This is a genomic window from Brucella sp. NBRC 12950 (genome assembly GCF_030268145.1).
Lineage (GTDB): Bacteria > Pseudomonadota > Alphaproteobacteria > Rhizobiales > Rhizobiaceae > Brucella.
Genome location: NZ_BSQC01000009.1, coordinates 108,816 through 122,870, shown reverse-complemented (window position 1 = coordinate 122,870; position 14,055 = coordinate 108,816). Strand labels below are relative to the sequence as shown.

The following is a 14,055-nucleotide window of genomic DNA, read 5'->3' as shown; positions in this document are numbered from 1 at the left end:
AATTAATTCATGGGTTTTTATATTTATGCGCCGGGCTTAAACCCCTTATCCGGCAATTCTATATTGCCGAACCGGATGACGAACCATCGCATCGATATCAATGCCATCAAGCAACCAGTGCAATTGCTCCGTTGTAAGCTGCATGATTGTGTCCTGACGCTGCGGCCAACGGAATTTGTCGTCAGTCAACCGCTTTAACAAAAGCACAAAGCCTGATCGATCAAAGAATAAGATTTTCATCCGGTCACGACGGCGGTTGCAAAATGCGAAGATCGAAGGTGCAAACGGGTCGAGTTCCATCTCCTCCTGAACAAGTACCGCAAGGCTATTGATCCCACCCTGGAAGTCGATAGGATCACGGTGCAGATAGACCTGAATGTCAGGGACAAGTCTAAACATTGCTGACCGCTCCGATGAGCGCCGTCAATGCACGAGCATCGTCGCATTCAAGTGACAGCTTCACACCGTTGGGCAGCGACACATGCAGCTTTGCCGCAGAGGAGAACGAAGCAGCATTCGCAGGAGCCTGCCGCATCTCGCCAGAATCGCGAACCTTCAAGTTCAGGGCGTGGGCGTCGTCATGCCTGGATACAATATCGTTTACAGCAGCCTCGATCCGAACCGGAATAAAAGCCGACTTCAAAGGTGGGGACATCGCCTCAATCTGTGCTTCTTTGTACTTTCGCACCCACTTGCGCACAAGGTTCGAATTTATTCCATGATCGAGGGCAACACGCGACAGTGACGTGCCAGGTTCAAGGGCAGCTGCAACCACCTGCTGCTTCCAGGCCCGATCATAGTGATGGTTCCCTTGTCGGTCCACAAACAGCACATGCGACCTGTCTCCATCCGCTCCCATAGGTGTCCACCCTTTCTATCGGTGGAAACCCTTTGCACCAATCTATTAACCCAAAAAAGGTGCCGCGAATTGAGCGCTTACGATGAACTGCCGAAAGCGTATGGTTGATGTCAGAACCGGGGGTGATGGTCATCCCGGGATGAGTATGGGCGGTGTCCTGAAGTCCGGCCCACACGGCATCCGGCTCGAAGGCGGCGTGAATCTGGGTCAAGCTCTTTTGCGGAACAGGAGAACCTGTCGCCCCGATGCTAAGGGAGAATTCCGATCGGGTAGCCCCCGAAAGGGCCAGAGTACTGATGCGGGGCACAGGGGCAGAACAGCTCGTAGTAGGGTTGAAGGCGCTGTAATGGTGCTGGACCGAAGGTGCTGTAGTGTTCAGCCGCTGCCACTGGCCAACTGGTAACAGGATGAGCCGGATGACAGAGGCAAGGCCGTTTACGATTGAGAAGAGAAAGGTCTGGGAGGCGTTCCAGCATGTGAACGCTAATCAGGGAGCAGCTGGTGTAGACAGGCAGAAGCTCGAAAGCTTCAGGGTACGGCTTGGTCCGAACCTTTACAAGCTTTGGAACAGAATGTCCTCAGGCAGCTACATGCCATCGCCGGTACGCCGGGTGATGATCCCCAAGGCAGATGGGGGCCAACGGCCGCTGGGTATTCCGACGGTCACGGACCGCATCGCGCAGGAGGTCGTCCGGCTTTATCTGGAACCGCTTGTGGAACCAGTATTCCACAAGGATTCCTATGGGTATCGGCCTGAACGCTCTGCCATTGACGCCATCCGAACGGCGCGTCAGCGATGCTGGCGTCACGATTGGGTGCTGGACATGGACATCAAAGGGTTCTTTGACACTATCGATCATGGGCTTCTACTCAGGACGGTCCGCCATCATACGGATTGTCGCTGGGTTCTGCTCTATATTGAACGGTGGCTAAAGGCACCAGTGATGATGGCGGATGGCAGTCTTGTCTCGCAGGAGCGCGGAACGCCGCAGGGTGGGGTGATCTCGCCACTGCTGGCTAACTTGTTTCTGCACTACGCTTTCGACAAATGGATGGATCGGGAGAATCCGCAAGTGCCGTTCGAGCGCTATGCGGATGACATCATCTGCCATTGTCGGACGGAAGATGAAGCACGCAGGCTGTGGCAGCAAGTCGAAGATCGGCTCGCTGGCTGTGGACTGACGCTTCATCCGCAGAAGACAAAGACTGTCTACTGCAAGGATACTAACCGGAAAGGGTCGTTCCCGACGGTTGCTTTCGACTTTCTCGGCTACAGGTTCCAGCCCCGGTTGGCGGTCTGGCGTGGAGGGTTGTTCGGCGTATCCTACCTTCCGGCGGCCAGCCCAAAAGCGCTCAAGGCGTTTCGACGCCGGGTGCGCAATTGGGGATTGCAGCGGCGCAGCGACAAGGGGCTGATCGATCTGGCCCATATGTTTAATCGACAGATTAAAGGTTGGATCGGCTACTTCAGGTGTTTCTACAAATCGACGCTTTATCCGACACTTCGTTTGATCGACGCTCATTTGCTCCGATGGGTGATGCGGAAGCATAAACGCTTCAAGCAGCGGCCCCGGCAAGCGCGGCTCTGGTTCGCCAGACTTGTGAAATCCACGCCGGAGTTGTTCGCCCATTGGTCTCTTCTTTACGCAAATGGTTGAACGCTGGGAGCCGTATGTGCCGAGAGGTTCACGTACGGTTCTGGGAGCGCGTGAGGGTGAAATCCCCTCGCGCGACTCACTTCCCGTTATATCGTCTGCCTGAAATGTATGCCCGGCTGGGGTGGACATCTCGCGCTCCGTCATGGCGGATCGGGTCGGCCGGGTATCGGATTTGCTTACGCCACTCATTTTAGTGATCAGAGCGCATCTTGCTGCGGTCGATCCAATACACACGGATGATCCGCTGGTCGATTTTTTTGACCCTGGGCGCGGAAAGATAAGAGAGGCAGGGTTTTGGTCTACTTGTTCGATGGGAGTGACTATCAGGATACCAATCCTGGAGTAGTCGCTTGCTACAAAAAAGCCTTTCGGCAACCAGATTATTGAAGCTGCATGCATGGCGCATGTGCGTCGTAATTTCCATGATGTGATCTAGCTGAAGCCATCACCAATCGCCGATGAGGATTTGGAACATACCGCTGCGCTCTATGATAATGAGGATAGTATCCGGGGATTGCTGCCCGACGAGCGACGTGCTCCGCGCCAGCAACACGCTAGACCCATTCTGGCCGATCTGAAGGTATGGATTGAGGAAATCCAGCAGACTCTGCCGCAAAAGCAGAGATTGGTGGAAGCAACGCGCTATGCCCCGTCGCGTTGGACAGCGCTGAACGTTTACATTGATAATGGAGGTGTGGAAATCTATCACAATATAACTGGAGCAAGCCATGACGCCGTTAGGAAATGGTGGAAAACTTATGGCCATTCTTAATTTCTGAAACGCTATATGAAACACCATCCACCTCGCATGCAGCGTATGGCACTGGGGCACGGTTTGAATGGGTCAGAACGCCAGGAATACTCACGGGTGCTTCAACTCTTGTCCTAGGGGCGACTAACCAAAGGTGAAGATGCGTCGGAAGTCTGTCTCGGAATGGCTTCGAATATTGGAATAGCCCGTCCAAATTACTGCCTGCGGGTTCCTTTTTCCGATCCCGACAGCATGACCATTCTCGACCGCCGATTATGGACGCGCAAACTATTTCAGTGTTATCGTTTGCTTCAATTCGTGCGAGAAAAAGGTTGCAAGCGCTGCGGATGCTAGTTTCCTCCCGAAAGAACGAGTGCTTTCCAGGCCAAGTGGATCGAAATGAGTACGTGCTATTTGATAAAGTTCCTTGGACATCATTCGCGAGGTTTGCACGAAAAAGCCGTGCGCCACCTCATCAACTGGGTAAATCTCCGCTAATTCTGAGAATTTTCCGTTCTCTATAACGAAGTCGTAATCCTGCAACGCCTTGCGCAAAATCATTTGCAGCGCCTTTTGGGGCGAGTAATGTTGCGAAACCAGATCGTATGTGTCTGAAACGCCCGGGGCTGGAAGTTCTGCGGATACGTAGACTTGTATTTTGTCGATATACACGTCTTGGAAGGCGCTAGACCGATCATTTTTCTTGCTAATGTTAGTCGAATTTGCGGTGTTCCGCCAGACAGATCGTTTTGGCTTTGAAGCACTTGGCTCTTGTTGTTGGGTATCAAGTGATGCGGAAGGCGTTTGGACTTTCGATTGTTCCGTACGGGCGGGAGACCTTTCGATCTCCGATGGCTGTCCATTGGTTAGGGGCGGTGGGGGGCTTTTGACACCTAACTGGGATGCGCTAGAGAGGTCCCGACCCTTGGCAACGAGGGGGTAAGAAGCCTTCGATTCATTTTGACGTTCGTTCGTTTGAGCACTTTCATTGTCGTTCCTCGATCGAAGATCTGCGAGGTTTCGAATTTCATTGACGGATTTTGAAGGTGTGCGAATGCCCATACTTATCGGTCCGCTACGGCCCCTTCAACATATTGTCCCAAAACGAGGAGTTCTTCCATTGCAGTCTCAAGGTTGCGCAGTACGAGCCGCATGGCTGAATTGTTCTGCGTGTTACTTATTGTCATGTGGAGCATTCCTCGTTCCTTCATGGCAGCAAATGCGTCGCGTTCGTACATCGGGTAGTCAACGAGTGGAAGATTATCGATAGCCTCCCAAACTGTTCGTTGGGATGCCGTTAATTTTCCCACTGGGACACGCTGTCTCAAGAGTGCAGTTGGCACAACCAAGCTCTCGCTCATCAAGAGCTCAATTATATAGCGATAAGTGGCAAGCGCTTCGTCTACGTCCAAAGGTGTCAACATAGTAGGCACAAGCAGAAAGTTCGAGCTTGCTATGATCGTGTTGTTCAGTTCGCTAGAGCCGCCTTGCGTGTCGACTAGCGCGTAATCAAAACCGTTTTGCTGGGCTTTTTCATAAGCTCGTTCAAGTAACTGCAACTCATCGGCAATGAAGACCTCGCAGCTTGGCTGCCAGGTCTTGTAACGCTCGGCATTTGTTTTCCAGCGCGTGAGCGGCCTGTTTTCATCCGCCTCGAACAAGGCTACCTTTTTGCCTTGCAAATGAAGAGCCGAACAAATTCCCATCAAGGCAGTAGTTTTCCCTGCGCCGCCCTTGAAGGAGCAAAAAGTAATAAGCTTCATAATAATCTCTCATAATAAGGTAATAAAAATAGAATAATAATGGCTTGGTGTATGACAGCAAGTCGATAGGAATTACATAAATAGAAAAAGAATTACAATTGTAACTGTATAAATGATCATGTCATTGAAAGAAGATTGACTGAGGAGCGTTTCAAACCGATCCTGAATTAAATTTGTAAACAGTACATCTGTTGCTCAATTAATTTTGGCCGAGATTATTAAAATAAGGGTTTGAGATGCCGCATCGTGAAAAATATCTGTTTTCAAACATTCCGGAGGTGCTTGTTCCTAAACCAGAGACGAAAATCGATCCAGACGGATATAAGATCGTCAGCGTAAGACTTCGTGAAGCCGAATTCGAGGCATTTTCGGAAGAAGTCAGGGGCCTAGGACTCACGAACAACTTCGCTCTGCGCGTTGCCGCGCGGCGGATCGCTGGCTTTCTGGAGGTAGATCGCGGCATTCGTCACACTCTGGAAAATGCGGTATCCGAAATCGGAAAGCTTTCGGACAATATCTCAAAGCTCGCGACGAACTACCGTGAGAGCGGCGACGTTGATATGGAGGCGTTCGCAAAGGCGCGCGCAGAATTTGGAAGACAGTTTGCGAAGCTAGATACTCAACTCGCTGAAATATTGAATGTATCGAGACGTCGTGTCGATGGGCGGGAGCGATTACGCGATGCTGTCAATGCGCCATGAGACGTTTTCATCTAGGGATTTTGCAGGTTACGTGTGATGGCAGGAGCAAATCAAGCGATTGTTCATATCGTGCATAATGGCGGTGCTCGTTCGGAAGAACGACTGAATGGTCAGTTTAAATATCTCACCCGCGATGGCACGATACCCGGCGAACGATCTACGCGTTATGGGACTACAATTACGCTCGACGAACTTGAGAACTGTGCGAATAGCTGGATTCGCCAGAATGGTGCTTATCCTAAAACAACAAGCAGACGTGAATCGAAAACGGATCTCACCACGCACATCGTCGTAAGCCTTCCAGTTAACACCGACCGCGACATCGCGAAGCAGATCGGAAGAGAATGGGCTTCTGAGCTTTTCGCTAGTGGCGAGTGCGGAGGTGTCTACGACTACGTTGCTTTTTTTCACGATGATCGGCCGCACCCTCACACGCATGTTGTCGTCCATAGAAAGCCGCTCAGCGGAGAGAAACTACGGATCTCCCACCGTAACCCTGATATAAATTATGACAGCATGCGTGAGAAATTAGCTGAGATTGCCATGCGACATGGTGTTTTGCTGGATGCTAGCTCCCGTGAATCGCGTGACCTGCCACCGAGCACGCTTTCGGCTGCTCGATACCGCGTTCTACTCCGCCAGGGAGTTATTGTTCGAGAGCATGGAGAAGACGAAGGCAGTAATGCGAATTATTATGTCGATGACCCAGATCTCGCTTCCTCGCTTGCCGTTTCTTCGTCCGACGGCGCTAGCCTTTATGGAGGAAGCACTGCTGGTGATAGTCCCAGATCTCCGGCGACAGATATATATGGTTCGGATCTTGACGAATACTCTCAGGCGCCTCTCACATACGAAGGTTCTGATGCTGAAGCCATGGACATTGCTTCCGATGAAGAAACAGATCAGATCGAGACCGATCACGTCATGGACGTCGAACCTTCGTCGGAAAGTCCGGGCTCTACTGAGTTGGTGCAACACATGGACACCCACGAGCGTGGCAGCGGACAGCTGGACGACGAACACTCACGAGAGCTAGCTAACTTTTCGGAGGCGCGGCGTCGGGATCGGCGCGACGAGCAAATTGATCAGGAATTGCTGGCGGGGCCGAGCAGGCGTCGTGTACCAGGCCGGAGCGTGCATGAGATTTCGGAGCGTTCTGAACCGCAACAAGATCCGCCATTAGCGGACAAGGAAGTTTCGCCAATTCAACAACCGCGCCAAACAAAAGGCGAGAGGATTCGACGTAAGTCTGCCCTCATGGCTCGCTTGCGTGATACGCCGGCACGCCGCGAACGCAGACGCAGGCTTAAATTAGAGCTGATTGAGCGGCGAAGGGCGGAGCACGCCAAGAACGAGGCGGAACGAATTGCCCGCATTGAGGAACGGTATGGAAAATTGCGACAAACAAAGGAACGGCAGCAGCGTGCCGCGCTTGACAGGGAACGAGACCCGACAGCGAAACAGCGCTCGACAGAGAACCGCGAAAATCCGCGAGGCCGGACGTCTTGAGTATGCGACGCAAGCAGTCAATTCGTAAAGGAAAAGGTCATGCCAACTACGCCATTTAGCAAATTGGGAGAAAGAGACGAACGTAACCAGGGAACTGAAATCTCCGGGGGCGCCACCAGTTCAGCGACTATGAATATCTCTTCAAAGAAGAGAACGCTTTATGATTTTTTTTCGCCGGAACGAAACGCGAAAGCGGAAACCGGCAAGAGCCGGCAAGATCCGCCAGCGAAAAAGCTCAAAACCTCGAAAGCGCGTGGTGTTACTGCCGTCAATACATTGGCAATGGCATCTGACGTTCTTATCCCGGTAAACTATAATGATATTGAAGAAACAGGAACTGTTAAGCTGGTGACGCGCCATAAATACCAGCGGGACGAAGGCATAAGTTTTACGAAGGATGAGTTGCCATTTATCGGTTGTCTTAAAAAGAATGTTGCCACGAAAAGATATGAAATTTGCACAAGTGATAAAGCACTGGTGAAAGAGCTGAAGAATCGAAAAATTATCTTCAGGGAAGATGCCGACACTTACAAAGCTGTCAAAGCGGAAGCCTACTTTAAAGATAAAGATTTGCGTACGCTCGCTCAGGCGCAAAAAAAATTCGGTAAAACAGGAATCTTCCTCCTGCAAGGAGAGCATTACATCAATGCAGCCGATTTTCCGCCACAGCAGGCGGATAGGGAATTTGCTAAATGTTGTGGCAATATTTATGAGGTGCGTCAGTCGGGCTTCCCTGAAGCGTTGTACAAGTTGCCCGACGGAAATTACGGAAGTGCAGCTCGTTTAGCGCGAGTTGCTGCGGCCAACGGGAGCGAACCCTCTACGATGGAAGCGGAGCGGCAACGTTCTGTCCTTATTCTGTCCAACTACGACAAATCGTATTACTGCCCCTCGACCTTGGAACTAACCTCACGGCACGATAGCGGATACTACACGAACAAAATTTCATCTCTTGCCCTACCTGAGGATATTGCGGACTGCCCACGATACAAAGCGCCTCTCGTTTTGGCAAAAGATCCATTTGAAGACGACTTATTTCATTCGTCGGAGAACATAATGAAAATGTCCGAAGATGAGTGCCGCCACCGTTTTGGTAAAGATTCCATTATTGTTCAAAACAGAAACGGATCTGGAAAATTTACCGGGAATTTCGCGATTTTTGCCAAATATGAACGCGGTGAGAGGACGGCAAATGACGCGCAGGCTCAAGTTTTCCGGCGCATGGGGTTCAACAACTTCAATGCCGATGAGGTCGCGCGAGAGCAAGTGCAAATAAAGTCGTCACCACAAACTTCAAATGACGGCATATCATCTAAAAATCCGGACCCCAGAAGCGAATTAAAGAGCGGGCGACCGTTTAATTACGGGCGCTGATGAATAATTTGTAGAGAGGCTTAAGATAATGAGCTCAGAAGACGAAGATGTAACGAAAAGTTATTTCGCTAAAAAATTCAATTTTTTGCAATTGCGACCCGACGATAGCGGAGAGGCGCATAAGAAAGGCGCTTTTCACAACTATTCTGTCATGGTTGATTACGAAGCGAAGCGTGAATCCAATACTACTTATGATAGGATCGAAAAACGTCTTACTGAAAAATTGTATGACCTTGATAGCGGCAATCGAAAAACTTTACGGCACGCTTCTGAAGTTGGGCCCGATGGCTCAAGAAGTTTTACTGTCTTGGACGACGGAACCAAAGTCGTCAGGATAAATAAACAGGACTACAACAAAGAGTACATTCGCAGTGCGACCAATGAGCTTTTCGTCACACATTACTCCGACGATAAATACTCAAATAATGTTAAATTTCACGATCCAAAAAACCCGAGCTTGGACCATTACACGCGCGACCAGCGGTTTGGAACACGGAGTAGTCTGACAGTAAACGTGTCTGGTAATGAATGTTCTGGACGTCTTACGATAAAAGGGAAGAGTTACGATTTCGCGTGTGACCGCAGGGAGCTTCGAACAGATGCGAACGGCAATCTAATTGTTACCAAAAATTTTGCCAAACGTAATGCCCCACAGACTAACAAGGAAGATCGGCGCGGTTCACTATCAACCGACAAATCGTCGCTTGAGAGTTCATCTGAGAAGCTTGCAAAGAAGTTTGGTAAGGCTGGCTTGCTGGGCGATTCCAACGCTATCCCGTCCTTTACCAAAAACAGAAGTAGTCACGGCCTCGAAGAGTATGCAGCTGCGTTGAGCAGTCCGAAAGTACCCGTACGAGGTTCTGATAGCGTAGTTGGGAAAAAAGAGGTCTCAAAAGACGCAACACCAAAAGTGTCCGAGGAGCCGAAACTGTCATTTCCTCGTCCGACTCCGGGTTTTGGAAGCGCACTTGAGAGGCGCAAAGGCGCACCTTTGCCTCTCAAAATTATCACGAGCGGTGTGTCGCCTTCGGTTCCCAAAGTTTCCTCCACGGACGAAGCTGTCACGGCAAAGGACCCGCCGAAGTCTGAGGTGGAAAAATCTCCAATTAGGGACGTGGTATCGCCATTGAAGCCGGACGATAAGAGCTTGAGGTCTAATTCATCGGATTCTGCTTCTGACAGCAAATCGAGTCCTCTTGCTTCGGGAGAAGTCAGTCCGCTTACTATCAGATCTGAACCTTCATCACCTGTCAACGTGGTTTCAAAGTCATCGGGATCAGGCGGAGCACTTGAGAATGCCTTGGCCAAATTCAACCAGTTGGGACGAAGCGGCTCGCAAAGCGACAGCTCTCGTCGAAGCAGTTTAATGAACAAAGAGCGAGAGGTTTCCGGTCGAGAATGAGAGGCTTTTAGATGCAGAATTATGGGGAGCTTCGCAGAACATTTTTGCTCGGGTTCGTTTTCTCGCTAATTTTGGGAAGTTTTTTCGCGACGATCTATGCAAATTTTCAGCATGGCTTCAATCGTGAAGTTTTAGATTCGTTCGATCTCCTTGCGTTCTGGTACGAAACACCATTCTATACTGAAAGCCCAAATCCCGCGTTTTCTCGTGGATTGATAATTATTGCGGCAACGGCGGTTGTCACTCCTATCGCTTTGCTAATATTTTTGTTTGGCCAGGTCGACCATATGGGCACTGCTCGTTGGGCGCGTACGCATGAGTTAGCAGTTGCGGGATATTTGAGGCGTTATCACAAAGTAACGGGGCCTATTTTCGGAAAGACAACGTCGCCAAAATTTCCGGGTTACTATCTGACGAATGGCGAGCAACCACATAGCTTGGTCGTCGCGCCTACGCGGGCTGGTAAGGGGGTGGGAATAGTTATCCCGACACTGCTGACATTCAACGGCTCTGTGCTTGCGCTCGATGTTAAAGGTGAGCTTTTCGAACTGACCTCGCGAGCGAGAAAAGCAAGAGGGGATAAGGTCTTCAAATTTGCGCCTTTCGATCCTCTGGGACGTTCGAACAGCTACAATCCTGTTTTGGATATCGTTGGAATGCCTTCTGAGCGGCAGTTCAGTGAAACGCGACGTTTGGCGGTGAATTTGATTGAGGCGAAAGGGAAAGGTGCCGAAGGATTTATTGACGGCGCCCGCGATCTCTTCGTGGCGGGCATTCTCGCGTGTATCGAACGAGGCACGCCTACTATTGGGGCTGTCTACGATTTGTTCAATCAACCCGGCGAAAAATACAAATTGTTCGCAAAGCTTGCAGAAGAGAGCAAAAACAAGGAAGCGCAACGAATTTTTGATAATATGGCAGGTAACGATTCCAAAATTCTCACATCCTATACGTCTGTATTGGGTGATGGTGGCTTGAACTTGTGGGCCGATCCTCTCATCAAGGCTGCGACAACGACATCTGATTTCTCTGTTTACGATCTTCGCCGGGATCCGACTGCCATATTCCTGTGCGTAAGTCCGAATGACCTTGAAGTGATAGCGCCTCTTGTCCGGCTGTTCTTCCAGCAGATAGTTTCGATATTGCAGCGCTCCATGCCGACTAAGGACGAAGAGTTCGAAGTCCTCTTTTTGTTGGACGAATTCAAACACCTTGGCAAATTGGAAGCCATCGAGACAGCGATAACGACGATTGCTGGTTATAAGGGGCGCTTTATGTTCATTATCCAGAGTCTCTCGGCGCTAACGGGTGCGTATGAGGTATCTGGTAAAGAAAACTTTCTCAGTAATACCGGTGTTCAAGTATTCATGGCGACAGCCGACGATGAAACGCCAACGTATATATCGAAGTCAATTGGCGATTACAGCTACAAGGCCAAGTCCGTTTCCTACACTCAAGGCCAAATATTCGACGGAAATGTTCAAATATCAGAGCAGGGAACCCAGCTTTTACGGCCTGAACAAGTGCGCTTGATCGACGAGAGTATGCAGATTGTCCTTATTAAGGGGCAGCCGCCTCTACATCTTAAAAAAGTAAAATACTACGAAGACAAAATTCTGAAAAGAATATTTGACGGCCAAACGGGCGAACTTCCTGAACCAGAAGTATTGGTTATTCCAGACAGTGAACCAGTTGTAAGTATTGACTATGTCGAGGAACGAGACGCTGAAGAGGAGACAACAAAGAGCGGTGTCACAATCGAGGGAGAAGTCGACGAACCGCTGTTCATTCGTGATTCGGAGGATGATGAGGTTATCTCTGAAACGTACGCGAGTGAATTCTATGATCAAGATTCGGTTGAAGATGACTATCCAGAAACCGATGAGGAAAATGATAGTCCGGATGAAGATGAGTTTCTGCTAGATGAACAAGTTCGGGCGCTATCGTCACAAAAAGAGTTGCTAGAGAAGATTATCTCTATTCAGAAAAGCGGCACCTATCGATAATTTCATTATTGTGGAGGAGTAATTATGTTAAGAGAATCTTTGATGGCTGGAGGTAGAAAACTTCCGTTTAAGGCCGCCATGAAGCCGATGGCCGATGTAAGTAAAAACTTTGTCGGCCGCATAGATCTGAGCGAGTTGCGCCAGAAGTTGCAGAAACAGCCGTCCTTGAACAAGCCTTTACCAAATTTGCCTCCGACAATAGGGGAGAAAGTTACACTGCGCGAACGTGCGGACAAGCTCGGCTTGATGAGCAAAGAAGATTTCAAGTCGATGCGCACTTTGGACGCAATTGGTAAAGCCCGTGAGAGACTTTCCGCATGGTCCGCCCTAAACGGACTAAATGGAAAGGACGATATCTCGGACATCAAGGCGAAGTTTAAAAACACAGAACGACCCCGTGGCCATGATGATTCAACTCAAGGCGAGATCTCGAAGAAGCAGCGGCGAAGCGGCGGGTATTTCAGTGACGGTAGGGGAACGACCCGCATACAGGCTCCTGCCAGAGCGACAAAGACTGTGGAGAATGGAGAGCAGGGGCGTGTGAGGCAAAGCAATTTCGAATCCACTGCTTTTGCGGTGCAACCAGTTTTTGTAGGCAAGGCGAAGAAAATTGATCTGGGCACGGCGAAGGCCGCCCGTACCCCGGGTGCGAGTATGGAAAAGCTGATGTCAACTACGCCACCAGTAGCGGAAAAGACAAGATCGCATCCAAACGCAGTGCCAAAAGAATTCAAACAGATTTCTTCAAATCGAAAAGCCGTCTCTAACTCTCAGGAGAAGCATAATACCGATACACGTGGCTTGGAGAACAGAAAACCTAATGGCCGAGGGCGGTGAGACTGGTGAAGCTAAAGGGCTGCGGTTGATTGATCGCGGAAATAAATATCGAAGCGGTGGCCTCCGTCTTCGTCAAATTGCAAATCGGTTCTACCACCAAGGAGCTCAATAGTTCTCAAGGTTGTCGTGAGAGATTTATCCGGTTCTCGCCTGACATTTCCGCGCCTATGCTTAATGCGATGGTCGGTGTGTTTGAAAAAACTGAATCGCACGTAACAACCGATATCTAGATAGGATCTGGCGAGCACCTGTTCTGCTAGCAAATCAACTTGACTGGCCCCCACAACGACCTGTTCCCCTTCCTGAAGGGTGCAACCGACCCGTCTGCAAAGTTCGACAAACAAAGGGGGCAGTTCTTTTGCGCAACTTTTGAAACTGAGGTTATGTTCGGGAAGCGCCAAGATCAGTGTGGTTAGAGGATTAATTGCCGCTTCAAATGAGGTGCGCAGATTGTTGAGGAATTCCGAGACCACGATTGGCTGTGCTACAATCGAAGCAATATTTCGATATGTTAGCAGTTGTTCGACCAATTCAGTCGCAGCGGTTCCCGCTTCCAATATCGCCTCGGAGTACGAGTGGACCCGGATCTGCGATGGTGCATCGAGGAGGAGCATCTCTGAGTAGCCAAGGACAATCGACAGATTGTTGTTGAGACTGTGCGCGAAACTTGAGGAGAAAGCTGCGGTTGCCTCAAGCTTATGGACGCGATCGATCAGAGCTTGGCGAAGTACTCGCTCCGTTTCTGTTCGAAAAAGCGTGTAGTCGTTACATATAGACATTGCCGCGATCTTGACCTCTGCTTCACTCGGCAGAGAAATTCCTGGAGGAAAACTTAGGAGCAAAACCCAGTACTGAAAGAACCGATCTCGATATACGAACCCTACTGATGACGATCCGGAGAAGCCGTCCGCAAAAACCTCGCGGTGGAGTTGGGTTGTGGGAAATATCGAGTTAAATGTGCCCTGATCAGCGTTAAGTTTGTCCAAAATTCCAATTAGGCGCACTATATCGGTCTCTTGTTGTAAAACGATTCCGCTACACACGATGGGATCGTAGTAATTACGGTTCGTATCGACGCGTGCAAAGAGGATAGAGTTTGTAAAGAAATTAGAGCTCAGCTCTTCTATCCATAGCGAAGACGCAAATTCGTTGTAAACTGAGGAGGGTCTAGCGTTCAAGTCCGTCACGGATCTGC

General features: G+C 49.9%; 12 protein-coding genes and 1 pseudogene. 8 read left to right on the top strand and 5 right to left on the bottom strand.

Annotated elements, in window-relative coordinates:
- Positions 1-45 precede the first annotated feature (45 nt).
- Together tnpB and tnpA are read right to left on the bottom strand one after the other, a co-directional pair.
- The gene (gene tnpB / locus QSJ70_RS16195) at positions 46-399 is read right to left on the bottom strand and encodes an IS66 family insertion sequence element accessory protein TnpB (protein WP_285537838.1); all 354 of its coding nucleotides are present in this window, start codon (positions 397-399) and stop codon (positions 46-48) included.
- A complete protein-coding gene (tnpA, locus tag QSJ70_RS16190; RefSeq protein ID WP_285537836.1) occupies positions 392-859 on the bottom strand; it encodes an IS66-like element accessory protein TnpA in 468 nt (155 codons plus the stop codon). The genes tnpB and tnpA overlap by 8 nt, the downstream gene beginning before the upstream one ends.
- Before the next feature lie 416 nt (positions 860-1,275).
- On the opposite strand from tnpA, the gene ltrA reads away from it, so the two are divergent.
- Both ltrA and QSJ70_RS16180 read left to right on the top strand, forming a co-directional pair.
- Positions 1,276-2,517, top strand: coding sequence for a group II intron reverse transcriptase/maturase (gene ltrA, locus QSJ70_RS16185; RefSeq protein ID WP_285537834.1), 1,242 nt, complete (start codon positions 1,276-1,278; stop codon positions 2,515-2,517).
- Between the two features lie 77 nt (positions 2,518-2,594).
- Positions 2,595-3,272: pseudogene (locus QSJ70_RS16180) on the top strand (IS66 family transposase); the annotation flags it as partial.
- Positions 3,273-3,556: 284 nt separating this feature from the next.
- Here QSJ70_RS16180 and QSJ70_RS16175 read toward each other — a convergent pair.
- Together QSJ70_RS16175 and QSJ70_RS16170 are read right to left on the bottom strand one after the other, a co-directional pair.
- The gene (locus tag QSJ70_RS16175) at positions 3,557-4,330 is read right to left on the bottom strand and encodes a VirC2 family conjugal transfer protein (protein WP_285537832.1); all 774 of its coding nucleotides are present in this window, start codon (positions 4,328-4,330) and stop codon (positions 3,557-3,559) included.
- 2 nt (positions 4,331-4,332) lie between these two features.
- Positions 4,333-5,031 carry a conjugal transfer ATPase VirC1 gene (locus QSJ70_RS16170; protein WP_285537830.1) on the bottom strand — a complete coding sequence of 233 codons (699 nt, stop codon included), beginning with the start codon at positions 5,029-5,031 and terminating at the stop codon, positions 4,333-4,335.
- Positions 5,032-5,267: 236 nt separating this feature from the next.
- On the opposite strand from QSJ70_RS16170, the gene QSJ70_RS16165 reads away from it, so the two are divergent.
- Genes QSJ70_RS16165 through QSJ70_RS16140 form a run of 6 tightly spaced genes read left to right on the top strand, consistent with a single transcriptional unit; the run spans position 5,268 to position 12,860 of the window.
- Positions 5,268-5,732, top strand: coding sequence for a DNA mobilization endonuclease VirD1/MobC family subunit (locus QSJ70_RS16165; RefSeq protein WP_285537828.1), 465 nt, complete (start codon positions 5,268-5,270; stop codon positions 5,730-5,732).
- A gap of 36 nt (positions 5,733-5,768) precedes the next feature.
- Positions 5,769-7,241 carry a relaxase/mobilization nuclease domain-containing protein gene (locus QSJ70_RS16160; protein WP_215779680.1) on the top strand — a complete coding sequence of 491 codons (1,473 nt, stop codon included), beginning with the start codon at positions 5,769-5,771 and terminating at the stop codon, positions 7,239-7,241.
- Positions 7,242-7,280: 39 nt separating this feature from the next.
- Positions 7,281-8,615, top strand: a complete 1,335-nt coding sequence (locus QSJ70_RS16155; RefSeq protein WP_285537826.1) for a hypothetical protein — start codon at positions 7,281-7,283, stop codon at positions 8,613-8,615.
- Positions 8,616-8,643: 28 nt separating this feature from the next.
- Complete coding sequence (locus tag QSJ70_RS16150) at positions 8,644-10,017, top strand: hypothetical protein (RefSeq protein WP_285537824.1); 1,374 nt, start codon at positions 8,644-8,646, stop codon at positions 10,015-10,017.
- 11 nt (positions 10,018-10,028) lie between these two features.
- Positions 10,029-12,023 carry a type IV secretion system ATPase VirD4 gene (gene virD4, locus QSJ70_RS16145; RefSeq protein ID WP_285537822.1) on the top strand — a complete coding sequence of 665 codons (1,995 nt, stop codon included), beginning with the start codon at positions 10,029-10,031 and terminating at the stop codon, positions 12,021-12,023.
- A gap of 24 nt (positions 12,024-12,047) precedes the next feature.
- Positions 12,048-12,860, top strand: coding sequence for a hypothetical protein (locus QSJ70_RS16140; RefSeq protein ID WP_285537820.1), 813 nt, complete (start codon positions 12,048-12,050; stop codon positions 12,858-12,860).
- A gap of 11 nt (positions 12,861-12,871) precedes the next feature.
- Here QSJ70_RS16140 and QSJ70_RS16135 read toward each other — a convergent pair whose 3' ends face one another.
- The gene (locus QSJ70_RS16135) at positions 12,872-14,047 is read right to left on the bottom strand and encodes a hypothetical protein (RefSeq protein WP_285537819.1); all 1,176 of its coding nucleotides are present in this window, start codon (positions 14,045-14,047) and stop codon (positions 12,872-12,874) included.
- Positions 14,048-14,055 lie beyond the last annotated feature (8 nt).